Annotated in this window: 27 protein-coding genes, 1 tRNA gene and 1 riboswitch; of the genes, 20 read left to right on the top strand and 8 right to left on the bottom strand. The window is 49.5% G+C overall.

Annotation, left to right across the window (positions count from 1 at the left end; all coding sequences use genetic code 11):
• Positions 1 to 62 precede the first annotated feature (62 nt).
• Genes hypA through QFX39_RS00980 form a run of 3 tightly spaced genes read left to right on the top strand, consistent with a single transcriptional unit; the run spans position 63 to position 2,153 of the window.
• A complete protein-coding gene (hypA, locus tag QFX39_RS00990) occupies positions 63 to 431 on the top strand; it encodes a hydrogenase maturation nickel metallochaperone HypA (protein ID WP_300476534.1) in 369 nt (122 codons plus the stop codon).
• A gap of 12 nt (positions 432 to 443) precedes the next feature.
• Entirely contained in the window at positions 444 to 1,097 is a 654-nt protein-coding gene (gene hypB, locus QFX39_RS00985; protein ID WP_300476532.1) for a hydrogenase nickel incorporation protein HypB, read from the top strand.
• Positions 1,098 to 1,106: 9 nt separating this feature from the next.
• Positions 1,107 to 2,153 (top strand): DUF354 domain-containing protein, encoded by a 1,047-nt coding sequence (locus QFX39_RS00980; RefSeq protein ID WP_300476530.1) that lies wholly within the window; start codon positions 1,107 to 1,109, stop codon positions 2,151 to 2,153.
• A 6-nt stretch (positions 2,154 to 2,159) separates the two neighbouring features.
• On the opposite strand, the gene QFX39_RS00975 is transcribed toward QFX39_RS00980, so the two are convergent.
• Positions 2,160 to 2,233, bottom strand: a tRNA-Ala gene (locus QFX39_RS00975).
• A 75-nt stretch (positions 2,234 to 2,308) separates the two neighbouring features.
• Here QFX39_RS00975 and QFX39_RS00970 point away from each other — a divergent pair.
• The 9 genes from QFX39_RS00970 to QFX39_RS00930 all read left to right on the top strand — a co-directional run bounded on the left by QFX39_RS00970 (position 2,309) and on the right by QFX39_RS00930 (position 9,079).
• Positions 2,309 to 2,794, top strand: a complete 486-nt coding sequence (locus QFX39_RS00970; RefSeq protein WP_300476528.1) for a GNAT family N-acetyltransferase — start codon at positions 2,309 to 2,311, stop codon at positions 2,792 to 2,794.
• Positions 2,795 to 2,922: 128 nt separating this feature from the next.
• Positions 2,923 to 3,999 (top strand): hypothetical protein, encoded by a 1,077-nt coding sequence (locus QFX39_RS00965; RefSeq protein WP_300476525.1) that lies wholly within the window; start codon positions 2,923 to 2,925, stop codon positions 3,997 to 3,999.
• 23 nt (positions 4,000 to 4,022) lie between these two features.
• Positions 4,023 to 4,478, top strand: a complete 456-nt coding sequence (locus QFX39_RS00960; RefSeq protein WP_300476523.1) for a DUF1890 domain-containing protein — start codon at positions 4,023 to 4,025, stop codon at positions 4,476 to 4,478.
• Positions 4,478 to 4,783: a DUF1894 domain-containing protein gene (locus tag QFX39_RS00955; protein ID WP_300476521.1), complete on the top strand. Its 306-nt coding sequence runs from the start codon at positions 4,478 to 4,480 to the stop codon at positions 4,781 to 4,783. The genes QFX39_RS00960 and QFX39_RS00955 overlap by 1 nt, the downstream gene beginning before the upstream one ends.
• The gene (locus QFX39_RS00950; RefSeq protein WP_300476518.1) at positions 4,764 to 5,723 is read left to right on the top strand and encodes a methionine synthase; all 960 of its coding nucleotides are present in this window, start codon (positions 4,764 to 4,766) and stop codon (positions 5,721 to 5,723) included. The genes QFX39_RS00955 and QFX39_RS00950 overlap by 20 nt, the downstream gene beginning before the upstream one ends.
• A gap of 11 nt (positions 5,724 to 5,734) precedes the next feature.
• A complete protein-coding gene (locus QFX39_RS00945; protein ID WP_300476515.1) occupies positions 5,735 to 6,406 on the top strand; it encodes a thymidylate synthase in 672 nt (223 codons plus the stop codon).
• Positions 6,399 to 7,361: a methenyltetrahydromethanopterin cyclohydrolase gene (gene mch, locus QFX39_RS00940; protein WP_300476513.1), complete on the top strand. Its 963-nt coding sequence runs from the start codon at positions 6,399 to 6,401 to the stop codon at positions 7,359 to 7,361. The genes QFX39_RS00945 and mch overlap by 8 nt, the downstream gene beginning before the upstream one ends.
• Before the next feature lie 33 nt (positions 7,362 to 7,394).
• Positions 7,395 to 8,525, top strand: a complete 1,131-nt coding sequence (locus QFX39_RS00935; protein ID WP_300476510.1) for a DUF362 domain-containing protein — start codon at positions 7,395 to 7,397, stop codon at positions 8,523 to 8,525.
• Between the two features lie 140 nt (positions 8,526 to 8,665).
• Positions 8,666 to 9,079 (top strand): secondary thiamine-phosphate synthase enzyme YjbQ, encoded by a 414-nt coding sequence (locus QFX39_RS00930; protein ID WP_300476507.1) that lies wholly within the window; start codon positions 8,666 to 8,668, stop codon positions 9,077 to 9,079.
• A 103-nt stretch (positions 9,080 to 9,182) separates the two neighbouring features.
• Here the strand turns inward: QFX39_RS00930 and pheT are convergent, their stop codons facing one another.
• A complete protein-coding gene (pheT, locus tag QFX39_RS00925) occupies positions 9,183 to 10,838 on the bottom strand; it encodes a phenylalanine--tRNA ligase subunit beta (RefSeq protein WP_300476504.1) in 1,656 nt (551 codons plus the stop codon).
• Positions 10,839 to 11,010: 172 nt separating this feature from the next.
• On the opposite strand from pheT, the gene QFX39_RS00920 reads away from it, so the two are divergent.
• Positions 11,011 to 11,856: a hypothetical protein gene (locus tag QFX39_RS00920; protein WP_300476502.1), complete on the top strand. Its 846-nt coding sequence runs from the start codon at positions 11,011 to 11,013 to the stop codon at positions 11,854 to 11,856.
• Positions 11,857 to 11,896: 40 nt separating this feature from the next.
• On the opposite strand, the gene QFX39_RS00915 is transcribed toward QFX39_RS00920, so the two are convergent.
• Entirely contained in the window at positions 11,897 to 12,256 is a 360-nt protein-coding gene (locus QFX39_RS00915) for a hypothetical protein (RefSeq protein ID WP_300476500.1), read from the bottom strand.
• Between the two features lie 142 nt (positions 12,257 to 12,398).
• Between QFX39_RS00915 and QFX39_RS00910 the strand changes: the two genes are divergently transcribed.
• From QFX39_RS00910 to nth, 4 genes are all read left to right on the top strand, one after another.
• Positions 12,399 to 15,029, top strand: a complete 2,631-nt coding sequence (locus QFX39_RS00910; RefSeq protein WP_300476499.1) for a valine--tRNA ligase — start codon at positions 12,399 to 12,401, stop codon at positions 15,027 to 15,029.
• 18 nt (positions 15,030 to 15,047) lie between these two features.
• Positions 15,048 to 16,313, top strand: coding sequence for a 3-phosphoshikimate 1-carboxyvinyltransferase (aroA, locus tag QFX39_RS00905; protein ID WP_300476496.1), 1,266 nt, complete (start codon positions 15,048 to 15,050; stop codon positions 16,311 to 16,313).
• Positions 16,314 to 16,391: 78 nt separating this feature from the next.
• The gene (locus QFX39_RS00900; RefSeq protein WP_300477132.1) at positions 16,392 to 16,850 is read left to right on the top strand and encodes an ATP/GTP-binding protein; all 459 of its coding nucleotides are present in this window, start codon (positions 16,392 to 16,394) and stop codon (positions 16,848 to 16,850) included.
• A 42-nt stretch (positions 16,851 to 16,892) separates the two neighbouring features.
• A complete protein-coding gene (nth, locus tag QFX39_RS00895; protein ID WP_300477130.1) occupies positions 16,893 to 17,516 on the top strand; it encodes an endonuclease III in 624 nt (207 codons plus the stop codon).
• Positions 17,517 to 17,664: 148 nt separating this feature from the next.
• Here the strand turns inward: nth and QFX39_RS00890 are convergent, their stop codons facing one another.
• Positions 17,665 to 19,842 (bottom strand): DHH family phosphoesterase, encoded by a 2,178-nt coding sequence (locus tag QFX39_RS00890; protein WP_300477128.1) that lies wholly within the window; start codon positions 19,840 to 19,842, stop codon positions 17,665 to 17,667.
• Between the two features lie 107 nt (positions 19,843 to 19,949).
• Here QFX39_RS00890 and QFX39_RS00885 point away from each other — a divergent pair, with 107 nt between their 5' ends.
• From QFX39_RS00885 to QFX39_RS00875, 3 genes are all read left to right on the top strand, one after another.
• Entirely contained in the window at positions 19,950 to 20,726 is a 777-nt protein-coding gene (locus tag QFX39_RS00885) for a prenyltransferase/squalene oxidase repeat-containing protein (RefSeq protein WP_300476494.1), read from the top strand.
• A gap of 87 nt (positions 20,727 to 20,813) precedes the next feature.
• Positions 20,814 to 21,971: an MFS transporter gene (locus QFX39_RS00880; protein ID WP_300476492.1), complete on the top strand. Its 1,158-nt coding sequence runs from the start codon at positions 20,814 to 20,816 to the stop codon at positions 21,969 to 21,971.
• Positions 21,972 to 22,010: 39 nt separating this feature from the next.
• Positions 22,011 to 22,073, top strand: a riboswitch (Fluoride riboswitch).
• 38 nt (positions 22,074 to 22,111) lie between these two features.
• Positions 22,112 to 23,311, top strand: coding sequence for a sodium:proton antiporter (locus QFX39_RS00875; protein ID WP_300476489.1), 1,200 nt, complete (start codon positions 22,112 to 22,114; stop codon positions 23,309 to 23,311).
• 44 nt (positions 23,312 to 23,355) lie between these two features.
• Here the strand turns inward: QFX39_RS00875 and QFX39_RS00870 are convergent, their stop codons facing one another.
• The 4 genes from QFX39_RS00870 to rbr all read right to left on the bottom strand — a co-directional run bounded on the left by QFX39_RS00870 (position 23,356) and on the right by rbr (position 25,459).
• Positions 23,356 to 23,844 carry a hypothetical protein gene (locus QFX39_RS00870; RefSeq protein WP_300476487.1) on the bottom strand — a complete coding sequence of 163 codons (489 nt, stop codon included), beginning with the start codon at positions 23,842 to 23,844 and terminating at the stop codon, positions 23,356 to 23,358.
• A 148-nt stretch (positions 23,845 to 23,992) separates the two neighbouring features.
• A complete protein-coding gene (locus QFX39_RS00865) occupies positions 23,993 to 24,352 on the bottom strand; it encodes a VOC family protein (RefSeq protein ID WP_300476485.1) in 360 nt (119 codons plus the stop codon).
• Positions 24,353 to 24,487: 135 nt separating this feature from the next.
• On the bottom strand, positions 24,488 to 24,862 hold the full coding sequence (locus tag QFX39_RS00860; RefSeq protein ID WP_300476483.1) for a desulfoferrodoxin: 375 nt from the start codon (positions 24,860 to 24,862) through the stop codon (positions 24,488 to 24,490).
• 12 nt (positions 24,863 to 24,874) lie between these two features.
• Positions 24,875 to 25,459, bottom strand: a complete 585-nt coding sequence (gene rbr, locus QFX39_RS00855) for a rubrerythrin (protein ID WP_300476481.1) — start codon at positions 25,457 to 25,459, stop codon at positions 24,875 to 24,877.
• Positions 25,460 to 25,507 lie beyond the last annotated feature (48 nt).

The raw sequence follows: 25,507 nt of genomic DNA, 5'->3' as shown, positions 1-25,507 counted from the left end.
TTATATAGATAACTCTATTAATTCTAATTATAAAATTTTGTCAGACCAGAGAGGTGAAATGGTTGCATGAACTATCCATGGCCGATGCAATTGTAAGGACAGTCATCGATGCTGCAGAGAAGAACGATGCAGTGGAGGTCCTGGAGGTCACAGTTGAGATCGGCCAGCTCACTCTACTTAACCCTGAACAGATCAGATTCATGCTGGAGGTCCTCAGCGAGGGCACAATACTTGAGGGGGCAGATTTTAACCTTGAGGTTGTCCCGGTTGAAATAGAATGCAAATGTGGATATGAGGGCGTGGTTGAGGCTGATGAGCTTGATCACTTCGCCCCAGTCATAAGCTGCCCTGAATGCGGGGGAAATGAATTCCAGGTGAAGACTGGCAGGGAATGCAACGTCAGGAACATAAAAATTGAGAAGAGGGAATAGAGGAGGAATTCCATGCATAAGATAGCAGAGGTTGAAATTCAGAATGATATTCTCCTTGCAAACAGAAAACTTGCCAAGAAAAACCAGAGGCGCCTTGACAGGTCCAACGTCTTTGCAGTTGACTTTTTGGGTGCAATAGGGTCAGGAAAGACCACACTAATAGAGAGGCTCATTGAGAACATGGACAGGAAGGTTGCGGTCATTGCAGGGGATGTTATAAGTAAATTTGACGCAGGGAGGTTCGAAAGGTATGGTGTGCCGGTTGTCGGGCTGAATACCGGTAAGGAATGCCACCTTGACGCTCATCTAGTTGAACACGCACTTGAGGATCTTCCACTTGAGGATGTGGACATCCTTTTCATTGAAAACGTTGGTAACCTCATATGTCCAGTGGACTTTGACCTTGGATCACATATGAGGGTCGTCGTTGTGAGCTCCACAGAGGGCGATGATACGGTGGAGAAGCACCCCCTCATATTCAGGGAGGCCGACCTCGTGGTTATAAACAAGGCCGACCTTGCAGATGCCGTTGGTGCAGATCTTGATAAGATGGTTGAGGATGTTAAACATATCAACCCTGATGTAAGGGTTCTTAAAACCAGTCTCAAAACCGGTGAAGGCGTCCAGGAGATAATTGATGCCATTGAGGATGCCATGGTTGATTAAAATTTTATGGTGGTCCCCTTGAAGGTATGGATTGATATTACAAATTCGCCTCATGTGAGGTTTTTCAGGGACATCATCACCCACCTCCAGGATGAGGGGGAGGATGTGATCATAACAGCAAGGAAGTTCGGGGATATACACAGGCTCATGAACCTCTTTGGCTTTGAATTCACCTCGATAGGTAAACACGGTGTGACACTCGCTGAAAAGCTCCTTGAGAGTACCAAGAGAGCCTACAAGCTCTCAAAATTTATAGCCGAAGAGAAACCTGATGTTGGCCTTTCAAAACATTCAATAGAGCTTCCAAGGGTCACATTTGGTCTTGGAATCCCCAGTGTCTATGTGCTGGACAATGAACATGCCCTTGCAGCCAACAAGCTTACACTCCCACTCTGTGATCATATAATCATGCCTGAGGTCATTGACCTCTGGGATATAATGAAGACAGGGGCTGACCCCAACAGGATAACAAGGTACAGGGGGTCATCTGAGATAATCCACTTCCAGAACTTTGAGTACAATGAGAACATCTTCGAGGACCTGAACCTGAAACTTGAAAGGGAGAAGACCATACTCATGAGGCCAGAACCATCGCTGGCCTCCTACCTGGATGCTGACTGCCATGAATCTGTACTCACACCGATAGTGGAGGTTCTAAAGGATTACGCCAACATCCTCATCATCCCACGGTTCAGGGAACAGGAAGAGATCTTCAGGGGATATGATAATGTTACCATAATCAAGCCGCCGGTTGATACATTCAGCCTCATGAAGAGGTGCGACCTTGTAATCGGGGCTGGGGGTACCATGAACAGGGAGGCGGCCCTACTGGGCACACCTGTCATATCATGTTACCCTGGAAAGCCGCTTTCGGTTGACAGGTTCTACATTGAGAACGGGCTGATGTACAGGTCAACAGATGTTGATGAAATAGTCAACGTGGCACTGAGGCTTCTTGTTTCACGAAAGGGTCCTAAGGAAATCAAAACAGACGACCTTTTCAAGATAATAATTGACAGTGTCTATGGGGCAGCTGATTCAGGACACAAAAAGTAGTATTGATGGACTGGCCGGGATTTGAACCCGGGGCCTCCGCCATGCCAAGGCGACGCTCTACCAACCTGAGCTACCAGCCCTAACACAGTATACATTAAGTCTTTTCATATTTAAACTTAACCCCTTAACAGTTCTCCAGTTCATCAATATCTCTGGTGGTTTGCTTGATCTTAAGGAATGTGAGGGAGGAGGATTTCACTCCTATAGCGGAACTGGCATTTAGATGTCCCCCCATGGTTACAGAGAGGAACTCAATCTACCATATATTCACAAGGTTCTTCAGCAGCACATCCTTTGTTGCAGAGGAGGATGGAAGGATCACCGGCTTTCTCCTGGGATTCATATCCCAGGACGACCCTCATGAGGCATACATTCATCTTCTCTGTGTCTCACCACACATCAGGGGAAGGGGTGTGGCATCAAGGCTTCTTGAGGTCTTCACAGAAACTGTGAGGCAAAGAGGTGCCCGTGTCATATACCTTATAACAAAACCAGTGAACCAGAGGGCGATAAGATTTTACCTTAAAAATGGGTTCAGGGCGGTGGAGGAGGGCGAAACAGTTGATGCTGGTCCTGTAAAGGCGGTGGCAGATTACAATGGCCCCGGTGAGGACATGGTGGTATTCAGAAGACTCATCTGACGCTAAAGGACCCCTGGGAATGCATCCCTGCTATCCCCAACAGGTGCTCCAGCTCCAGAAAAACTTTTTAAGATGACCCCCAATATAAGGATGTATCTGATAATCTGATAAATTTCTGGAGGATTAAATTGGCCCTCATAGCACAGAATCACCTTCAGTTCATAGTCGAGGTCGGCATCCTCATGTATGCGACCATGATATTCCTGCTGAACCTGGCACCCCTTTCCCTCAGCATGATACTGTTCCTCTGTCTTGTGCTGGGGATAGGATTCAATATAATATTTGGCCTTGATGTTGTGGCGCTCTTCATGTCCTTTGGGCAGAGTGAATTCACGCACCCATTTGGCCCCATAGCACTTCTTGTTACCATATCATCCCTTGCAGCCCTTGCAATCATGGAGGACTCAGGGGTTGAGGTGGGTGGACTCAGGGGATTCGTTTATATTCTCATGGCAGGAATAACCGTTTTTGGGGGCCTCATGCATAGATCATTCCTTCTCCTGTGGCTCCTGGGGCTGCTGATAGGTTTCTTTCTGATCTCCAAGTCAATGAGGCAGAAATCCATCATAACAGTTAAGAGGGTTCTTGGCTTCGCTTTCATCGCGGTCGCAGGATTCGGGGGCCTGGAGTTACTCTCAAGAATACTTCAGATGCCTGTTTTAAGCCCCCTCCTCCGTATAGAAAGGCTTGAAACCTTTTCACTCCCGAGCCTCAAACTTGTACTCAAGAACACAACCCTCCTTGGACATAACCCCATGTCATCCTACTGGGGTGAACTCTCAAGTGGATTTGCAGACGGCTACATTTCACTGCCACTCCAGCTGATACTCTTCTTTGGCCTTCCCTATCCGGTCTTCTATGGCATACTGGTCAACAAGAAGGATGTGATAGATTACATGGTGCCTGGAATATTTGGATGGGCATATGACTTTGGTTACATTACAATGTTCTTCCTTTTAATCTGGTGTGTGGGCATCATTATCATGGGCCTCAGGATGCTCTACATGTACCGGGATATGAGGGAAAATGGCTCAAAAACATACCTTGGAAGGGAGGTTCTCCTCACAGGCGCACTTGCAGCCTTCATGTCCCAGGCACTCATAGGACTCTTCATAATAAACAGGACAATAAACGGAACAGCGCTCATGACATTCATATTTCTCAGCTCACTCATATTCGCCACTTCATTCGGGGTGAAGGAATAATTCAGTATTCAGGGAGTGTATAGATGAAGAAGGCTTTGATGATACTCGGATGCCCGGAGTCACCGGTTCAGGTTCCCCTGGCAATCTACACATCACATAAACTCAGGAAGAAGGGGTTCAGTGTTACAATAACAGCAAATCCTGCTGCAATAAGGCTTGTGCAGGTTGCAGACCCAGAGGGTGTATACACTGGTGACCTAACCGACCTCGACTCCTGCCTCAATGAACTCTCTGAGGGGGACTATGAATTCATTGTGGGTTTTGTACCCAATGATGCCGCCGCCGCGTACCTCGCGACGTTTGCAGGAATACTTAATACAGAAATACTGGCGGTAGTATTTGAAAGGGACGCGGAAACCCTTGAGAAACTGGTTGATGCTGTTATGGAAGGTACAGAAGCCGAGATAATAGCTGCGAGGGCACACCACAACCCGGCCCCACTGAGGGTCAGGATAGACAGATTCCTGGAGGAGCTATGATGTCATTCTGCATAGAGACCTACCTGCAGCAGTCCGACGACTATGAAATCCACATGACCCGTTCAGGGTTCAGGGAATGTGCGGCATTCATTGAGAAAAAGGCAAGGAGGGTCGTCCATATAAGGCCCGGCGAGAAGATACTGGGTGCAAGGATAATAGGAATACCCCCGGTACCTGTTGGCATAGATGAGGAACGCTCAACCGTGATGATACCCTACACAAAGCCCTGTTATGGGACAGCGGTCATAGAGATACCCGTGGATGAGGATGAAATAGAGAGAATAATTGAAGTTGCAGAGCACTGACGGTGATATAGTGATCACAACGGTGGTTGGGAGCTACCCCGCAACCCCCAGGGGACCTGAAACATTAAGGGAGCGAATTTCAAGTTTTCTCGGGTCCTATGATGCCTGCAGACCCGCCATAGAGACTGCCGTGAGGGACCAGGTAATGGCAGGGATTGACATAATCTCAGATGGACAGGTGAGGGGGGACATGGTGGGCCACTTTGCAGAGGCAATGGGCGGCATGAGGGTAAAGGATGGAGTATCAATCATATTTTCAAGGATAACACCCCCTTCAGGCTCCATAGGATCACATGATCTCAGATATGCAATGGGCATACTCAGGAAACTTACAGATGACGAATCAAAGGGTGTTAAGGGGATAATCACAGGACCATCCACCATGGTGCACGCCTCAAGGATAGAGGGATTCTACAGCCCCCAGAAGAGGGAAAGGGCAATTATGGATATGGCAGAGGCCCTTAGGGTTGAGGCTGAACACCTACAGGATGCAGGGGCGGTCATGATACAGATAGATGAACCATTCCTTTCAACGGGTATGGTGGATATGGGGACAGCAAGAAGGGCTGTTAAACGCATTTCAGGGGCCCTCGATGTGGATGTCTCCCTCCATGTATGCGGTGACATCAGCGGGGTTATTGGGGAACTCCTTACATTCCCGGTTGATATGCTGGACCTTGAGTTTGCAGGAAGACCATCAAACCTTGAAGTGCTGGCAGAGAAATGGAGGGGCGATAAAAAACTGGGATTCGGCTGCGTTGACACATCAACTGAGGTTGTTGAGTCCACCGATACCATAAAAAACCTTATTGAAAGGGGTGCTGATATAGCCGGGGAGGATAACCTCTACATAGACCCTGACTGTGGAATGAGGAAACTTCCAAGGGAGGCGGCATTCGCCAAACTCAGAAACATGGTGAAGGCTGCATCAGAGTTTTAGGGGGTTCAAAGATGGCCTATGAGATAAGCGTCGATGAAATTGCAGAGGGCTGGCTTAAACTGGTTAGGAAGATAATGCGTGATGGAAGAAAGATAAGGGATGAAAGGGGTTCCCTCACAAGGGAGGTCATGAACACGGTTGTGACAATAAAAAACCCCCTAGGCAGGTCAGGGGACTTCTACCACCTCCCGGCCAGATCACTCATCAATATAAGGGTCCCAGAGGGGTACTTCTGGAGTGGGGAGAAACTTGAGAAGTACTCAGAACAGTTCCTCTCGGATGAAAGGAAGGGATTCGTATACACCTATGGTAACCGTCTCAGGGCACACTTCGGTGTGGACCAGGTGGATAGGGCGATAGAGAGGTTGAAAAACTGTAAAGAGTCCCGGAGGGCCACCATGGTCACATGGGACCCTGAAATAGATACTGAAAGTGATGAGGTCCCGTGCATGATCCTTGTGGACTTCAAGGTGAGGGACGGGAGGCTCTTCACCACGGCACTCTGGCGCAGCCACGACATCTACGGGGCATGGTTCCCCAACGCCGTCGGCCTCGCCTACCTTGCAGATCACGTTGCATCGGAGGTGGGGGTTGACGTGGGGCATATAACCATCCACTCCATTAGCGCTCATATATATGAGGTTAACTTCAAAGAAGCAAAAGAGGTGATTGAAAATGGTTAGTGTGAACATTGAGGCAAAAAAGATAGTTGACAGGATGATCGAAGGTGCAGATGACCTTAAAATAAGCGTTGATAAACTTGAAAATGGCTCAACAGTCATAGACTGTGGTGTTAACGTTGATGGTAGCATAAAGGCCGGTGAACTCTACACTGCGGTGTGCCTTGGAGGCCTTGCAGATGTGGGCATATCAATACCCGGTGACCTGTCAGAGAGGTTCGCCCTACCATCAGTCAAGATAAAGACAGACTTCCCGGCCATCTCAACACTGGGTGCCCAGAAGGCAGGCTGGTCAGTCAGTGTTGGTGACTTCTTTGCCCTTGGTTCAGGACCGGCAAGGGCACTTGCACTTAAGCCGGCAGAGACCTATGAGGAGATAGGCTACCAGGACGAGGCTGACATTGCAGTTCTCACACTTGAAGCAGATAAACTGCCAGGGGAGGACGTCACAGACAAGATTGCAGAGGACTGTGATGTTTCACCGGAGAATGTTTACGTACTCGTGGCCCCAACATCATCCCTCGTGGGTTCAATACAGATCTCAGGTCGTGTGGTGGAAAACGGTACCTACAAGATGCTTGAGGCACTCCACTTCGATGTTAACAAGGTCAAATACGCCGCAGGTATCGCACCAATAGCCCCCGTGGACCCTGACAGCCTTAAGGCCATGGGTAAAACCAATGACGCCGTCCTCTTTGGAGGCAGGACCTACTACTACATAGAATCAGAGGAGGGTGATGACATAAAATCCCTCGCAGAGAACCTGCCATCATCAGCCTCTGAGGGCTACGGTAAACCATTCTACGACGTATTCAAGGAGGCGGACTACGACTTCTACAAGATAGACAAGGGCATGTTCGCACCAGCAGAGGTCGTCATAAATGACCTCAGAACCGGTGAGGTCTTCAGGGCAGGTTTCGTCAATGAAGAACTCCTGATGAAGTCCTTTGGACTTTAATTTCTTTCTTAACTTTTTCTGGAGTAGCAGTTCATGCCATCGGTATCAGTAACTCACTGCCGGTCCTATGACCCTGAGGAGGTGAGGGATGGTGTTAGGGAGTGCCTGGATCACCTTGGGGGCGTTAAAAAATTCGCATCACCCGGTGAGAGGGTCCTTCTGAAACCCAACATGCTCATGGCGGCCCCCCCTGAGAGACACGTCACAACACATCCTGTGGTTATCGAGGCGGTTGCAGAGCTCTTCATAGACACCGGGGCGGAGGTAAGAGTTGGGGACAGTCCAGGTGGATCCTTCAGGAATATTGAGAAGTTCTGGAGGGCCACAGGGATACTTGACGTGGCAGAGAGGCTTGATATTGAACTCGTAAACTTTGAGGCTGCAGGATCATACATAATGGGAGGGGAGGGTTACCCCATCTCAAGGCCGGTTGTGGACAGTGACGCCGTTGTCAACCTACCCAAACTCAAGACCCACTCCATGACCATCTTCACCTGCGCTGTCAAGAACATGTACGGTGCTGTTCCCGGTTTCAGGAAGGCGGATTATCACAGGGAACACCCGGGGCCATCTGAGTTTGCCGAGAAGCTCCTCGAGATCTACCTGCTTACGGATCCTGCACTCACCCTGGTGGATGGGGTGGTGGGGATGGAGGGCAGTGGTCCCTCAGGAGGGGATCCAAGAGACCTTGGGCTTCTTCTGGCATCCGAGGATGCACTGGCACTTGACATTTACATACCCCTGCTCCTGGGGATGGACCCATTCAGGGTACCCGTGAATGAGGCTGCACGGAGGAGGAACCTTGCTCCTGACCCTTCAGATATAGAGATTCTGGGATTTAAGGCTGAAGCGGTTGATGACTTCAAGTGGCCCTCCAACATATACTACACCCTTGATCTACTCCCATCGGGCCTTGCACGTGCACTCATGAAACTCTGGTGGTCAAGGCCGGCCATAGACCCTGAAAGGTGCAGGAACTGTAATGTTTGTGTTGAGAGCTGCCCTGCAGACGCCCTGAAGTCCGGGGCGCTGGTACCGGAGTTTGATTACTCAAGCTGCATAAACTGCCTCTGCTGCATGGAGGTATGCCCACACAGGGCTTTCTACCAGGATAAAAGCATCCTCTACAGGCTTACCAGTCTGTTCTCAGGTGTGCTCAAATAGTTTTTTTGAGGTTGACTGTGAGGCTAACACCAAAACTTTTATTGATATCTGATTCTGGAGGACCCCTAAAAACCCTAATCTGGTGAGGCGAACACCAAAACTTTTATTGATATAGGGCCATAACTAAAACCGGTGTTTCCATGGAATTCTATACAGAGGAGATTCCACTTCGGACCTCCATGCGGGTTGAACTCATTGATATAACCTCCATGGTTTCAGGGGTCCTCGAGTCATCTGGAATAAAGGAGGGAATACTGAACGTCTTCTCAAGGCATTCCACATCAGCGATATTCATAAATGAAAATGAGACACGGCTTCTGGGGGACATAGAGTCAATGCTCACAGGTATGGTGCCTTCAGGCGGTTCATATGGCCATAATGTAATAGATAACAATGCGGATTCCCACCTGAGGGCCGTGCTTCTTGGTGGGAGCCAGACGATTCCGGTGGTAAATGGGAAGATGGACCTGGGTACATGGCAGAGCATATTCTTTGCTGAACTTGACGGACCAAGAAACAGGAGGATCAGGGTTTCGGTTGCTGGTAGGCCCTGAAGGACGGTTATTGGGGTCAGGTTTTTCTGTGTAAATCCCAACCCGCTTATTTATTTTTCTACTGGATGATCACAACACCCCACGATCTGGTATTGTTGGTTATTCATTTCTCCTCAAATTCAATTTCAAGGGCAATGACAGGGTACTCCAGGTTGAAGTTTGTCACAACCTCGGGGTGAACCTCACCAAAGAACCCTCTTATTCTCGATGATTCACCCTCAGATTCAATGGACGCACACCTTCCCATTATGAATGATGGGTGGTCAAGGGGTTCCACTCTGAACTCATATCCAAGGTTCTCAACCACTGCAGCCGCAATTGACTTGATCTCGGTGAAACCCGCGCTTGAGTGGGTGACTGCACATGCCAGTTTCTTCACGGTACGTGTACGGGTCTCGGCTTCAGGGTCAATGTATACCACGTCCCCAACCTCGAATATTCTCTGGGGGAGGTCCTCATGCCTGTTATCCTCAAGGAATTCAAGGAGACCATTCAGGAGGCTCTTGCGGATCATGGTCCGATCCTGTGAAATTGGCTGGGCAACCTGCACCCTTTCATCCTCCTCGAGCCTCATCCTCTGGTAGTGGCTCTCCTCACTCGTCAGCATGAGGCTCATAACCTCCTGGAAGCCCAGACCCACCATAACCTCCCTTATGAATTTATCGGCCCTGTTCCAGTTATCCTCCTCTGCAATGGTTGCAACTTCAGGGATGAGGGGTTCGATCCTCCCTATGCAGTACTGGGTTGCTATGTTCTCCACAAGGTCAACCTCGTGGAGGATGTCCACCCTGTAGGCCGGGATAACCGCAAGAACCTCGTCAGGGGAGACAATGGATGCATCCATACGGGCCTTCATGAGGAACCCTTTAATCTCAGCAGCGTCAAGTTCAATGCCGGTTATGCGTGAAGCTGTTGATACAGAGACACTCATCTCCTTTGGTGTGAGGTCCGGGAGCCTTAACTCAGAATCAGGACGCCTCACCGTTACTGACCTTATGACACCACCAGCCTCTGCAAATGACGTGCATATGATGTTCAGGGCCTGGTTAACTGCCCTCTCATCGGTGCCTGTAACATCAACGAGTATCCTCTCCGTCTCTGTGGTTAACTTGGTGAGTTCCCCGTTTATTATGGGGGGAAGGGAGAGTACGTCTCCATTTTTATCGGTTATCAGGGGATAACTTTCATGGTCCCTCAGGAGATGTGCGTAGGCCACACCCTTGGGGTGCTCCTCCAGTATCTCCCGGGGTGTCATTTCACATACACTCTCAAGGGGGGTGAATGTGACACCCTCAGGTTCAACTCCACTGTAGACGAAGGGCGGCTCAACACGGTCAAGGTCATGTATACCAATGGCCACCTTCCTCCGGTCACGTCCTATAACCCAGTGGAGGTCCTCCTGGAACTCCATGACCTGTTTGAGCTTCTTATCTGTGAATCTCACATTTTCAATGACAGCCATTCCAAGGTGGGGCCTCACATTGAGGACAGATTCATCAACGGTCACCTCAATGTCTGATTCAGGAACATCATAACGGGGCATGCCTGTTTCAATCCCCAGAAATCCCCTGAGGCTCCTTGCAACACCCTCAACCGAGAGGAGGTCAGGGCGGTTGGGGAAGAATTCAACCTTAATACCCTCATCGTCAAAGTCCTCAATGTCACTTCCCATCATCGGCAGAACTTCAATGAGCCTTTCTCTATCAAGGTCAATGCCCAGTTCCTTCAGGTCATCGTAATCCAACGTTATAACAGGCATGGTGATCTCTCCGGTAAAGATGATGGTTCAAATTATCATGGGTATCCAATAAATAATTAACCCGCCCCCTTATCTCAACATTCATATAGTCCAGGGAACAGAAAATACATAAAGGGGGGGTGAGATTGTTGAGACACATTTTTTTGCTACATTTTTTGTAATCGCGATTCTCATGGGTGCAGCATCAGCTGCAGCTGTGGATCAGACACCTGCAAATAAGAGCTGGAGTAACTGGGGGTCATCAGGGACCCATCACCATGAGGTGGACTCTGACTGCTGCTCGGTGGTGGTTAATGTTAATGAGAGTGACGCTGTCTTTGCCTACAGGCGGGATTCCACCTATGCCGCCACCCTCAAGATTCAGAAGACGGTCTGGAATGGCAGGGAAACTCTGAAGGAATACAAGACCGTCAACGGATACTTCTTCCACACCATAATCTCAGAGGGCGGCTGGATGATGGGGGCCGGCGGACCCGATATAGTCTGGATAAACCGGGCCCTTGAGTCCATAGGTGGAGACATCATCCGGCGCGGCAACGTGACGTCCTATGATATGAAGAGGGCCCACAGCCTCGTGAGGAAACTCGGCCTTGGACACTTTGTTATAAGGGGCCCGGGGGGTCAGGCAGGGGTTTCAATTTACAGGAGGGGCTACTCAAGGCTCTCGGTATTCAGGCTGCGGAATGGGGAGTACATAAGTGTACCCAACAGCCCATCCTATTACAGGAGAGGCTACTATTCACGCTGGAGCGAAAATCCCCTTAAGGCAGCGGTTTATGCTGCCGGGACAGACCGCTGGGGATACAACAGGCGAAACATACTTCTCTACGAGACCCTGAGCAGGGAGAACTCAACACTTCTGAGGGTGCACGCAACCTTTGATGGGGGCAGGCTCCTTGGAAGAAACCGTGGAAGGCCCGATAACATAATATTCCTTGGAAAATATGTGGCAGCATCATCACTGCCACGGATACCCACCACAAAATTCATAGGCTCTGTGTCACTGAAGAGAAACTGATAAATACAGATCAATTTGATTTAAAAGGAAAATGGTATTTCTAGAGGGCAGAGAAGACCATTATGAAGAAAACCGATTCCACGGTGAAGTGGAGAGCCCTGTGATACAGCCATCCATGGTCCACCCCGCTCAGCTGATGGTAAAGATCCACAATAAGATGTATGAGGGCTGCAAGGAACCCTATCTCAAATGAGAGAAACACAAGGGACAGCACTATGAAGTGGAAGAGGGCCTCCAGGCCCTCATGGACCAGCCACAGCTGTATGTTCGATGAGACCGTCTCCTTGATGATCCCGGCAAGAAGTATGTAGAAGTCAAAGAAGACATTCCAGAGTATCCTCGTGTGTATCTCATCACTTATTGCAAGGAAGAGTGCTATGTAGAACCAGATCAACTCCATTGGCATTCACCATATGAGAACTTGCTCTCCTTTTATTTCTCCACAAAGTTAGAGTATTCAAACATCTTTATAAAGATTGGGTAGTGAATATTATCATATAACTTTTCCAGCACTTCACAGCTTCTATCAGGGAGAGAATAAGATGACCGATAACCAGATCCCAAAGGATTACAACCATAAAAACGAGGTTAAATGGCAGAAAAAATGGCAGGAAGATGACATATACCGCTTCATAGGGTCAGGGACAAAGCCCCGGTACATCATAGACACGCCACCACCATACCCAACAGGATCCATACACATGGGCCACGTACTCAACTGGGTCTACATGGACATAATAGCAAGGTTCAGGAGAATGAGGGGATTCGATGTCCTCTTCCCCCAGGGCTGGGACTGTCATGGGCTCCCAACTGAGGTCAAGGTTGAGGAGACCCACAACATAAAGAAGAGTGACGTGTCACGTGAGGAATTCAGGCGCCTCTGCGTGGAACTCACCCAGGAAAACATAAAGATGATGAAGGAGCAGATGCAGCGCCTCGGCTTCAGCCAGGACTGGAGCCACGAATTCGTGACCATGACCCCCGAGTACATGAGGAGAACCCAGCTCTCATTCCTCCGCATGTACGAGGACGGCCTCATATACCAGGGCGTGCACCCGGTCAACTGGTGCCCCAGGTGTGAAACTGCGATAGCCTTTGCAGAGGTCGAATACGTTGAGAACGAGACAAACCTCAACTACGTGAGGTTCCCTGTCGATGGTGGTGAAGATATAGAGATAGCCACAACAAGGCCTGAGCTCATGGCAGCCTGCGTGGCGGTGGCTGTACACCCTGATGATGATAGATTCACTGAATTTGAGGGTAAGGAGATAGAGGTACCCCTCTTTGGCCAGAAGGTTAAACTGATAGAGGACCCCGATGTTGACCCTGAATTCGGTACCGGCGCTGTCATGATATGTACCTTCGGGGACAAGACAGACGTTACCTGGGTCAACCGCCATAACCTAGACATTATAGAGGCTATAGATGAAAGGGGTTACATGACAGAGGCCGCAGGCAAATACAAGGGTCTTACCATAAGGGAGTGCAAGGAACAGATAATTGAGGACCTTGAAAGGGAGGGCTTCTTCCTGAGAAAGGAGCCTGTGAAGCAGAACGTGGGCACATGCTGGAGGTGCAAGACACCCATAGAGATCCTGGTCAAGAAGCAGTGGTTTGTGGCGGTAAAGAAACTCATACCCGATGTTAGAAGGGCTGCTGAGGAAATGGAATGGGTGCCCGAACACATGAAGACCAGGCTCCTCAACTGGACAGGGTCCATGGACTGGGACTGGTGCATATCAAGGCAGAGGATATTCGCAACCCCCATACCCGTGTGGTACTGCAAGGAATGCGGAAGGGTCCACGTTGCAGATGAGGATATGCTGCCAGTTGACCCAACAAGGGACGATCCAGGTATAAAATGTGAATGCGGAAGCACAGAATTCATTGGTGAGGAGGACGTCCTTGACACATGGATGGACAGTTCAATATCCCCTCTCTCGGTTGCAGGATGGCCAGATGAATCCTACAGGGACCTCTTCCCCGCAAATCTTAGGCCACAGGGACACGACATAATCCGTACCTGGGCATTCTACACCATACTGAGATGCATGGCACTCACCGGCGAGAAACCCTTCAGTGAGATAGTGATAAACGGGATGGTCTTCGGGGAGGACGGACACAAGATGAGCAAGTCCCGGGGAAATGTTATAGCACCCGAAGAGGTCCTTGAGGACTACGGTGCCGATGCACTGAGGCTCTGGGCCGCAGGCAGTGTGCCAGGGTCAGACGTTCCATTTGCCTGGAAGGACGTGAAGTACGGCTACAAGTTCCTGAGGAAATTCTGGAATGCATTCAGATTCATAAGCATCCACCTGGGAGATGACAGGGAGGCGGAATTCAGACCCCTTGACCGCTGGATACTCTCCAGGCTCATGAACCTGGTGAGGGACGTTACAGAGAGTCTGGAGGAGTACAACTTCGCCTCAGCGGTGGGGAGGATCCAGAAGTTCGTCTGGCATGACTTCTGTGACGAGTACATAGAGGCTGTCAAGTACCGGCTGTACTCGGAGGGGGATGAGTCATCAAGGGTGGCAGCCCAGAACACCCTGAGGATGGTCCTCGAGACATGCCTCAGGCTCCTTGCCCCGGTGACACCCCACTTCACAGAGGAGGTTCACCAGCACATCGGCGAGGGATCAATACATGTGAAGGGCTGGCCAGAGTACCGACCTGAGATGGTTGACCCTGAAATCGAGAGGATGGGTGACCTTACAGTTGAGGTTATAGGTGAAATCAGGAGGTTCAAGTCATCATCAAAGATGCCCCTCAACGCACCCCTCCGATCAGCCACCATATACACGGATGAGGATTCAGCGGCAATGCTGGAACCATTCCTCCAGGACATAGCCGGGACAATGAATATATCTGAGGTGGGCCTTGAGAGGGGTGAACCTGAAATAACAGAGAGGGTCGTGGAACTTGAACCGAGAATGGACAGGATAGGGCCCGAGTTCAGGGGAGACGCCCCCGCCATAATCTCCCATCTCAAGGGATCTGACCCCCAGGATATCTACGATGAACTCCAGGAAAAGGGGGAAATAGAGGTTGCTGGAAAAAGACTCACAGCCGAATACATAAGCTTCAGAAAGGAGGTTGTGGGAACAGCCGGCGAAAGGGTCGATGTGCTCAACATGGATGAACCTGAAATCATAATAGAAATAGTGCGCTGATCCCCTCGAGGTGTTTCAATGGAACTTAAAGTTGATGTGTCATCTGAACTTTCAGGGACAGTCAAGGCCCCACCATCCAAGAGTTACACCCACAGGGCGGTCATAGTGGCGGCACTTGCAGATGGCATATCAGAGATCAGGGACCCCCTTGTGGCGGAGGACACCCTCTCCTCGGTGGAGGCCTGCCGGGCATTCGGGGTTGACATAGAGGGCAGTGAGAAATGGTCCGTCACCGGAAGCGGGGGTGAACTTGAAACACCCGACGATGTTGTATACCTTGGAAATTCAGGGACAACCCTGCGCATCATGACCTCGGTGGCTGGCCTTGCAGAGAACTACACTGTACTCACCGGTGATGAGTCCCTCAGGACAAGACCCATGCAGCCCCTCCTGGAAGCCCTCAAACCACTCGGTGTTGAGGCGGTATCCTCAAGGATGAATGGCCTCCCACCTGTTATAATAAGGGGAGGGTTCAGGGGCGGCGAGACATCAATAGATGGGAGTCTGAGTTCACAGTTCATATCATCGATCCTCATAGCAGCACCCCTCTCGGAGGGCGTTGACCTGAAGGTTGAAGGGGAGTTCATATCAAGGCCCTACGTTGACATGACTCTTGATGTGATGGAGAAATTCTCTGTCCCGGTGGAATACTCTGATGGCGTATTCTCTGTTGAACCATCCAGGTACAGGGGAAGGAGGTACACGGTTGAGGGTGACTACTCCTCTGCATCCTACCTTGCAGGGGCAGTTGCAGTTGCAGGCGGAGAGGTCAGAATCGAGAACCTCTTCAGGGATTCCCGGCAGGGGGACCGTATCATACTTGACATAATCAGGGAGATGGGGGCCGATGTTGTTGTGGGAGATGACCACGTGGTTGTATCATCCACCGGCGAACTTTCAGGTGTCCAGGTGGACCTCCATGACGCCCCGGACCTCCTCCCAACTGTAGCGGTCCTCGGGGCCCTTGCCGATGGACGAACCGAGATAAGGGGAGTTGAACATGCAAGGTACAAGGAAACAGACAGAATAAGGACATGCGCCACTGAACTTGGAAAACTGGGAGTGGAGGTTAAGGAGCTACGGGACGGCATGGTCATTGAGGGTGGTGTGAGGGGTGGAGTGGTCTCATCCCACGGCGACCACAGACTTGCAATGGCATTCACCATCATCGGTCTCAGAGAGGGCATAAGAATAATGGATGGTGAGGTCTTCAGTGTTTCGTTTCCTGATTTTCCAGAGAGGATGAGGTCAATTGGGTGCAGGATAAACCTCCCACAGCATTAAATATATAAAATATGGTACATAATATGGAACACAGCATTCAGACATTATACTTAACTATAAATTGAGTGTGAGTTGATTATAATGAAAAATAAGGAGACAAAGGTTGTAATCTTCGGGGATTATGATACCGGTAAAACAACCACCCTTGAGCAGCTATGTGATAAGATAACAAAGGTCGAGTACAAGGGCACAACACTGGCACTGGATTATGGTAACTGCATTGTTAACGGTGAGAAGGTACACCTCTTTGCAACACCCGGCCACGAGAGGTTCAAGTTCATGCTTGAGATCATCTCCAATGGCCTTGATGCCGCCATAATAGTGGTGGATAACTCAAGGGGGGTAACCCTGGCTGAGAAGGAGATAATGGCAGAACTTGAGGAGAAGAACATCCCCTACGTTGTGTTCTCAAATAAACAGGACCTTGATGATTCTGAACTTGAGATTGACAGGGATGTGGATGTTCTGCCCACCATTGCAACCGAGGGTGAGGGGCTGATGGACGGTCTTCAGCTTCTGCTCCAGAAACTTAACTGATTCTTTTTTCCGGTGGTATCCATCAGGGATATTGACAGGATAATGGAGGGTCTTAGGAGCCTCTACTCCCTGAGAGTCTTTGAGGACAGGGACCCCTACCGTGTCCTCATAAGAACCATACTCTCCCAGAGGACCAGGGACGAGAACACCGATGAGGCAACCGCCAGGCTGTTCTCTGAGTACCCCACCATGGAGGACGTTGCATATGCTCCTGTCGAGAAACTGGAGCAGCTTGTAAGAAAGGCTGGCTTTTACCACGTCAAGGCAAGGAGGATCAGGGAGGTTTCTCGGATCCTCCTTGAGGAATACGGGGGAAAGGTCCCTGATGACATTGATGAACTCCTTAAACTTCCAGGTGTTGGGAGGAAAACCGCGAACTGTGTACTGGTATATGCATTCAATAAGCCAGCGGTCCCTGTTGATACACATGTCCACAGGATATCAAACAGAATTGGTCTTGTGAACACCAGGACACCTGAGGAGACCGAAAGGGCCCTCATGGAGGTCATACCCCGGAAATACTGGATAGAACTCAATGACCTCATGGTCCAGTTCGGACAGGACATCTGCCGGCCAGTGGGCCCGAGGCATGAGGAATGTCCCATCGCAGATGAATGCGACTACTATAAGAGCCTGGTGGGTGAAAGGGAAAACCCTGATGTTTAGGATTTAAAATTATTTTTCTCAGAACATTAACGAAGAAAATAATGGTTGATTAAGATCTGAATTTAAAATTAACTACTTTAAAATTTAAGATTTAATATTTAATCAGTTCGCAGGGTCTTATAGGAGAACATATCATAATTGGTTTATTTTATTCCCTGAGGGATGCCACCTTCTCTGCAAAGGCCGATAGAACCTTCTTTGAGAGGCCCTCAATGTACTTGAGTGACCCCGCGCATTCATGTCCACCCCCATCGATCACAGCCTCAGGAATCTCCTCTGCCAGCTCCCAGACTATCTCGTTGAGGTTGAACCCGAATTTTTCATTCACAGCGTCGGTTGCCCTTATAACCCCGAAGTCCGGTCCATAGGCAAGGGTGATTATCGGTGTCTCCTCACCGTGTTTCTGGACCATGTAGTCATGGACGAAGCCGCAGGTCTTGCCGGGGGCAGGGAAGGTGAAGCGGTGTGAGTACTTCTCAACGTCAAGGACATTGAAGAGTATACCATTGGGGAGCCTCGTGGATTTGAGGTTGGGTATCGCGGCCCGGAGCTGGGTATCAACCTTCCTCTCGTATTCCCTGTAGAGGGCGTCCACCAGCTTTTTGTGCTTATCAAGATTTCCAAGGCCAAGGATGGTGTCTATTATCCCCCTTCCATTCATGAATCGGAGGTAGAACGCCTCAAAGTCAACACAGGCGGCTATTTTTTCAAGTTCATCCCGTTCATAGCCCCTCTCACCTGCAAGTTCAATGTAACCTTCGGCTTCAGGGGAGTTTGCATGGTCCCCCACAGCAGCAATCCCTGGGAGGTGCAGGATCCTCTCGGTGATTTCAGGGTTTATCATCTTGGCTATCTCCACTGAAAGGGCACCAGCGGTTATCTGGGAGTCCCCACCCACAAGGTATGGGTTTACGTGCACGTCAACGTATTCATCAACCTCCACCCTTCCATCGGTGACCTCACCCGGGTAGTGGTGGTCCACGACAACTATTTCGATGTCATAGATCTTTGCCTTCATGAGGGCGAGTATGTCCTCCTCTGTTGACCCGTTGTCAAGGAGCACAAGGAGGGGGAGTTTCTGCCCGTGCCTTTCCAGGTCCTCAAGTGCATAGGAGAGGTCCTTCACAACGTCCTCCAGTTCATAGAATGGAGCCTTACTTGGGGCCCTCTTGAAGTAGTGCCACTCCGCATCTGTGCTCGGGTTCAGTTCTCTAAGCAGGGGCACAACGGCCTTTTCTATGGCCACACCCGCACATATACCATCGGCGTCTGCATGGTGCCTTACCAGTATGGATCTTCCATCGTATATTGCCCTTCTTATGGCCTTGGCTGCTTCAATGAGTTTCGGCCTCAGTTTTTCAAGGGTTTCGCTTTCTATGAGAAGGTCCTTCCTTTCTGGTTCTGCCCTCCTGTCAATTGCCTCATCGATTAGCCTCCTTGCCTCAGCTGCATCCTTTCCTATGAGGCGTTCAATGGACTCTGATTCTATCTGGATCTTACCGGTGTGCTGGTTAACCTCACCTATAACCTCAACTATGTGTCCTATCTGGATGTGGGGGTAGACCCTTATGCCTGGCTCATCAAAGGCCGCCGCCCAGGTTGTGCCCGTCTCATCTGAGATTGTGAATATTGTTGGTCCTGAGGTCTGCTGTATCTGTATGACCTCACCCACTATCCTGACTGTTTTACCAAGACTCTTGGTGTCTATATCAGCTATCCTTGTCCTTGGGAGGTCCTTTTTTAATTTAACGATCTCATATGGGCCCTTTATACTGGCGGGTATCATGTCAACCTCGCCCTTGTAGGGCTTCACATGGGATACCCTGACGAATATCTCGTCACCGATCCTGTTGTCAGGGAACAGGCCCCTCATGAGCCCCCAGACATGGCTGTTGAGGCTCACGAAGACACCATATTTTTCTATCCTTGTTATCTTCCCCCTGTATACGCTTCCAACCTCAAGGTCGTCGATGGTGCATGCAGGGTGGAGGACGTAGACGGGCTCCTTCTTCTGGCAGTTGGGACAGTACTCGTCCCTGCCACTTATCCTCTTTCCACATGAGGGGCATATGTTAACCTCACCCTTACCTTCACAGGTGGGGCAGGGTTCCCTCACCTCGACCTCGCCCTTTCCCCTGCATACCTCGCAGGGCACATCATGGGTCTCCTCAAGGTCGAACCTCTGCCTTGCAGTGTTTGACACACCCTTGAAGTGGTCCTTAATATCCTCTGTTGACTGGTAGCCTGTCCCATGGCATGCGCTGCATATTTTGTAACTTTTAACACGGTAACCCTTACCCTTACATTCACTACATGACTGGATCATGGTATTCCTCATAGAAACGATTTATTTAATGATAAATAACCGGAACTTATTATATAATGGCGGTGTTCATTATTTATATTTGATTGTTGTGGACCCGGAGGAGTAACATGTCAGGGACTTCACCCATAGTTGAGGGTATCATTAACTTTTTTGACAGGAGGAGACACCCATCAGGGGGTTACACACTTTATGAGGGACTTCCTGACTCGAAAAACACGTATTACGCCATAAGGGCCCTTGAGGTCATAGATTCTATCCCGGATGATATCCGTAGAACCCTTGACTGGCTTGAGGAGCTGCACTCAAAAGGTAGCTTCGCTGCCCAGGGACTCTTCTACAGGTGCACTTTGCTGGCTGATTATGGCAGGGAATTCAGGGTAAAGCAGAGGTTTCTAGATCTTCTCAGAAGGTCCTACAGGAAATCAAAGCTTGAAATAACGTATTACATGGATTCGGTCCTCAGACTCCATGGCGAATACCTTGAGGGGGTCCCTGAGTGGGTTCTTTCACTTCAGAACGATGACGGCGGATTTGGGAGGTACGGGTCAGACATCATAAACACCCACTTCGCAGTTGAGATACTGGAGGCCCATGGTGTGAATTTCAGCAGGAAGGATGTGCTTGAATTTACTGATTCCTGCTGGGGTGATGGTGGCTGGAACTTCACACCCCTATCCTATCCACCCTATCTTGAGACGGTTTACGCGGGCTTCAGGCTCAATGAGATCCTCAGGGGAAGGAAATATGACGTGGAGGACTTTATATTGGAACTGAGAAACCCTGATGGCGGGTTCAGGAGGTCACTTTATATGGGTATATCTGAACCCGAGTACACCTACAGGGCAGTTTACATGCTGTTCAGTGGAGCGTGTGATGATCCGTAGGCTGGAAATTAATTCGTATGATGGGATTTTATATATAATGGAACAGTAAATTCTTGGGATGGAAAATTCATTTCTGAGGGGTTTATCATGAATAGGGCAACTAAATTCATAATCATACTTGGAATTGTGAGTCTCCTTGCTGACATGACCTATGAGGGTGCCAGGGGAATAACAGGGCCATTCATGGCCTTTCTAGGCGCCAGCGCATTCATGGTTGGATTTGCGGCAGGTTTCGGTGAACTTTCAGGGTACCTCATAAGGTTCCTTTCAGGGTACATCTCAGATAGAACAGGGAGGTACTGGTTCATAACATTTGCCGGCTACCTTATCAACCTTATCGCTGTGCCTCTACTTGCATTTGCAGGTAACTGGCAGGTGGCGGTTCTCCTGATAATAATGGAGAGGATGGGTAAGGGCCTCAGAACACCACCCAGGGATGCTATTTTATCATACGCCTCCTCCAGTATGGGTCATGGAACTGGGTTCGGGATACATGAGGCTCTTGACCAGATCGGGGCTGTTGCAGGACCTTTCATAGTTTTCCTGGTCCTGGCACTTGGCGGAGGGTTCAGGGAGGGGTTCCTGGTCCTTGCAGTTCCAGCGGTCATGGCACTTTCAGTTCTAACTGCAGGGTACCTGCTCTTTCCGCGTCCAGGTGAACTTGAAACCTCAACAAGAATTGATTACACGTCCTTCAGGGGCTCCTACTGGATTTACTTGCTCGCTGTATGTTTCATAGCCCTCGGGTACGCTGATTTTCCACTTGTGGGTTACCACCTTGGAGTGAGCGGGGTTCTGGATTCATCAATGATTCCTGTCCTCTATTCCCTTGCAATGCTTACAGATGCCGTCTCAGCGCTCATCTTTGGAAGGTACTTTGACAGGTATGGTTTCAGGGTTATGGCCCTTGCGGTGTTCATATCCATGCTCTATGCCCCCCTTGCCTTCCTTGGCGGGTCACTGGCAGCGTTTACTGGCGCCGCACTCTGGGGTGTGGGTATGGGTGCCCAGGAGTCTGTTATGAGGGCTGCTGTTTCAAGATTTTCCCCACCAGAGAAGAGGGGCTCAGCCTACGGGACATTCAACATGGTGTTTGGGGTCGCCTGGTTTTCAGGAAGCCTCCTTATGGGTTACCTCTACGGTGTATGGATACCCGCGGTTGTCCTGTTTTCAGTTATAACCCAGTCAGCTGCCATAGCTGTAATAGCTGGTATTGAAAGGATGGAGGGGAAGGTTACTAGATGAAAAGCAACCACAAAACTTATATAAAACCAGCTGAAATCTCAGTGTATAGGTGATGGAGTCCACCTTTAAACGCTTTTTCTGGCTGATGACTCCTGCAGAAAAAATGTAGGAGGAGCTATCCTCCAGATGGAGGTATCAATTTGGAGTATGTTGCATTCAGCGTAGCTGTTATTATCTTACTTGGCCTTCTTTTCAGCAGGGCATTCAACCGTATCGGAATACCTGGAATCCTGGGGATGCTTTTACTTGGTATGCTGATAGGCCCCCATGGACTGAACCTGATATCAAAAAGTATAATGGACGTTTCACCGGACCTCAGGGTCATAGCACTTATAATAATCCTCCTGAGGGCTGGTTTCGGTATAAACCTTGAAAGCCTCAGAAAGGTGGGTATGACCGCGGTTAAGATGAGTTTCATACCCGACATGGTTGAGGGTTTCGCTGTGATGTTCGCGGCCCACTACATACTGGGGCTTTCACTCATAGAGGCGGGTATCCTTGGTTTTGTTATAGCCGCAGTTTCACCTGCAGTTATAGTCCCACAGATGCTCTCCTTCATTGAGAGGAGGATGGGGACAGCCAAAGGTATACCCACCATTATACTGACAGGCGCATCTGTGGATGACGTTGTTTCAATAACCCTCTTCTCGGTGTTCCTGGGAATGTATCGGGGACAGCAGGTTAACTTCCTTGTGGAGGCCCTGGGAGTCCCGATATCCATCCTGACAGGTATAGTTGCAGGTCTTGCCCTTGGACTTTCCCTAGTGTATCTCTTCAGGAAATTTGAGATAAGAAACACTGAGAAGACACTCATCATTCTGGGAGCTGCAATACTTCTTAAAAATGGAGGGGATATACTCAGTGCACATGTCCCGATAGCAGCACTGGTTGGTGTGATGGTAACGGGACTTGTTATACTTGAGAGGATGCCTGAGACGGGACTGAAGCTCTCTGAGAAATTCAACAAGGTATGGATATTTGCAGAGATACTGCTCTTCGTGCTTGTGGGGGCAGCGGTTGACGTTAAACTCATATTCCAGGTGGGTCTCCTGGGACTTGCAGTGATACTCCTGGGTCTTGCAGCAAGGAGCATGGGTGTGCTCCTGGCACTCAGGGGCTCCAACCTCAATTTGAGGGAAAGGGTGTTCTGCATAGCAGCTTACATACCAAAAGCTACTGTTCAGGCAGCCGTGGGTGCAATACCCCTTGCCGCGGGGGTTGCAGCGGGTCAGACAATACTCGCAATGGCGGTGCTTGCCATACTCTTCACGGCACCTGTGGGATCGCTGGCTGTTAGAATCACAGGGGAAAGGTTTCTGGAGGTTGAAGGGGCCCCATAAGGGGGACCTGAACCTTTCAGATTATAAAAAGTGTGTACTGTGGGTTACCTGAACCTTTCAGGATTTTTATTCACAATTTCCTGTCTTTTTCTTTCAAATTCCTTTGCACTCAGCATGTAACCATTTGCAAGTTCTATATTGGAGTTCCCGCTCTCGGTATCGTTCAGTGTGAACATCTGTATGGCATTCTTAAGCTGGTAGGTGGCGTTGAGTTTTGCCTCCAGCTCAGAGACCAGTAGTTCGATGTAGTTGACCACTATGGGGTCACCTGCGTCCTTCGCGTGGCCCAGGGCCTCGGATGCAAGGTTTCTCGCGGAACTGTACTCACTCTCTGCAAGTTCACACTTTGAAAGCGCCTCGTCCAGTTTGAAGCTGTTTGCTGCAAGTGCTGATTCATTGAAATAGGTGTCACCCTTTTTTATATGATCATTTATCTGGGGGGTAAGCTGGTTGATGCTGCTGTTTCCTGAAGTTATGCATCCACTCACACTTACGGTAAGAAGAAGGAGTGCCATAAGATAGATCCTCTTCATGGGGAGGATTTTATAATTTGAAAAATAAAAGTTTTGGGTTTAGGGGTTCAGTTTTTTTGGTGGTTATGAAGCCAGATGGTCTTAACTATGGGTTTATGGTGTCAGAATTCTTCACTGGTATGGAGTCAGATAGTCTGTAAATTAATCTTCACTCACTGTCCATGTGCTGAATCAGGGCTATCCTCACCCCATTGGGGTCCTCTATGAATGCAAGTTTTCCCACAGTTATGGGTGTTGGTTCCATTACAACCTTTGCCCCCCGGGACCTCAGCTCCTGAAGTGTGACTTCAAGGTCATCAACGTCCATTCCCACCGAGAATAGTCCGTGTTTATTGATGGGATTCCTTATGAGCTCCACCATGGTTTCCCCTTCACCCCTGAGGAGGGTTATCTCACCATGATCTCCGAGGTTATATTGGCTATCCACCTCAAAACCCATTACATCCCGGTAAAATCGGACGGATTCATCCATATCTTTAACTATCATGGTTATGTATTTAATTTTCATAAAATAAAGCCTCCTTCCATAAAAACTCTCCAGAGTATCCCGTACATACTAATACATGCCCAGATACTTCCTATTTATAATTTAGAGCAAAAAATTCTATAGATTAAAAAAAAATTAAGGGTTGATTGGACCATATCAGTACCAGAGTCCATGGATGTTGCAGTAGGCCCTCACCATGAACTCTGAGTCAGGGTCAACAGGGAATTCCGCCTCTGGCCTGTCACCTGGACTGAGATCCCTCCTGTGGACCTCCTCCCCTGCTATGACCTCCACCCACTGTATGTGATGGTTATCCTCCATTGGGTGGGGTACCTCACCAATTTTAACCCTGATTCCATCGCCGCTCCCCTCAACAACTGGCACGTGCTTTTCAGGGCCAACATCTGTCCTTCTTGCAACGAGGAGCTCCATTGGCTGGTTGCAGCATACAAGCTGACCCGCACCGGGGTTGAGCACCTCAACGATGTTTCCGCAGACGTTGCACTGAAATATCTGGTTCCTTTCTGTCATGTGGCCTCCCTTCTAGTACTCCTCACATTTCACCTGGAAGTATCTGGCGGGGTGGTCACATGATGGACACTTCTCTGGTGGCTCTGTACCCTCATGGACGTAGCCACACTTCCTGCAGACCCAGACCACAGGTTCCTCCTTCCTGTAAACCTTGCCTGTTTCAACAAGTTTAAGTAGCTTTCTGTAACGTTCCTCGTGGTGTTTCTCTGCCTCTGCTATTGCCCTGAGCCTCTTGGCAATCTCAGGGTACCCCTCCTCCTCTGCAACATCGGCAAATTCAGGGTACATTTCGCTGTTTTCGTAGTGTTCACCTGCAATGGCAGCTATCAGGTTCTCATCGGTACTTCCAAGTATGAGGGGGGCCTCGGCATCCACAACAATGGACTCGGGCTCATCCCCTGCTTCCTCTCTGAGTTGATTTATGAGGCGGAAGAGCCACTTGGCGTGTTCCCTCTCATTGTCCGCGGTGGTCAGGAATATCTCAGATATCTGCTCGAATCCCTCCTTCTTTGCAATTTTCGCATAGAAGGTGTACCTGTTCCTTGCCTGGCTTTCACCAATGAAGGCCTTTGTAAGGTTCTCCAGGGTCCTTTTCATTTTTTTCACCCATCTAATATATGCCATCAACTCATATTAAATCCTTTC

The sequence above is a fragment of the Methanothermobacter sp. genome, from assembly GCF_030055425.1.
Lineage (GTDB): Archaea > Methanobacteriota > Methanobacteria > Methanobacteriales > Methanothermobacteraceae > Methanothermobacter.
This window is presented reverse-complemented; position numbering and strand designations above follow the sequence as displayed.